General features: G+C 47.0%; 1 protein-coding gene. It reads left to right on the top strand.

Annotated elements, in window-relative coordinates:
* Nucleotides 1-189 precede the first annotated feature (189 nt).
* Nucleotides 190-700 (top strand): hypothetical protein (locus E1189_RS24885; RefSeq protein ID WP_230460013.1); only part of this gene is annotated, 511 nt, incomplete at its 3' end.

The raw sequence follows: 700 nt of genomic DNA, 5'->3' as shown, positions 1-700 counted from the left end.
AATCCTGTCATCTCACCAGACACAAGCGCACCCTTCATAAGAGGCAAGATAAGTGACTCGATCTGTCCCTTTCACAACCGTACCCTGATAATTCACGGACTGCATAGTGTGAAAATATGGTCATCAACATCACAAGAGGGGACCAGCTACGTTGCTATCTTCTTTGTTCTTTTTATGGGAAGGATGGGAATGGTCTCCAGGCTAAACTTTGTTGTCATCAGTCTCTGCATAGTGGTTGGCCTGTCTGCATCGGCCACCTATACATCAGAAGACAAGAGTAAACCTCTTCACCCTATTCCGTTACCGCCATTAGATGTGATATCGACAGGCAACATTGCCATACACCCCGATGAAACCACATCTTTCACCGTGAACGGGTCTGCCAGGCAGTGCACTGTGCATTGCCGGGGGAACCAACAGAAAACCCAATTAACACTCACGGGATCAACAGCTGAACAACAGCTGGCAGTTGAAACGGATGCCACAACATGGGTCAGGAATCCATCTACCCTTTGCCGCATCTCCAGTAACAATGAAGCTCCTGACATATTATGTACTTCTTCATCTTCCCTTCTGGACACTCTATTCCCGGAGTTATCGGGCTTGAAGCAGAATGACACTCTACTTTCAGAGTTCTCTTATTTATTGCAGGATGGTGTCTTTCAAAGTGTTATTTGCACCAGTGCAGGGGAGTGCGCAT

The organism is Parendozoicomonas verongulae (assembly GCF_009711465.1).
Taxonomy (GTDB): Bacteria; Pseudomonadota; Gammaproteobacteria; order Pseudomonadales; family Endozoicomonadaceae; genus Sansalvadorimonas; species Sansalvadorimonas verongulae.
The sequence above is the reverse complement of the archived record's forward strand: the minus strand, read 5'-3'. Positions and strand labels throughout refer to the sequence as shown.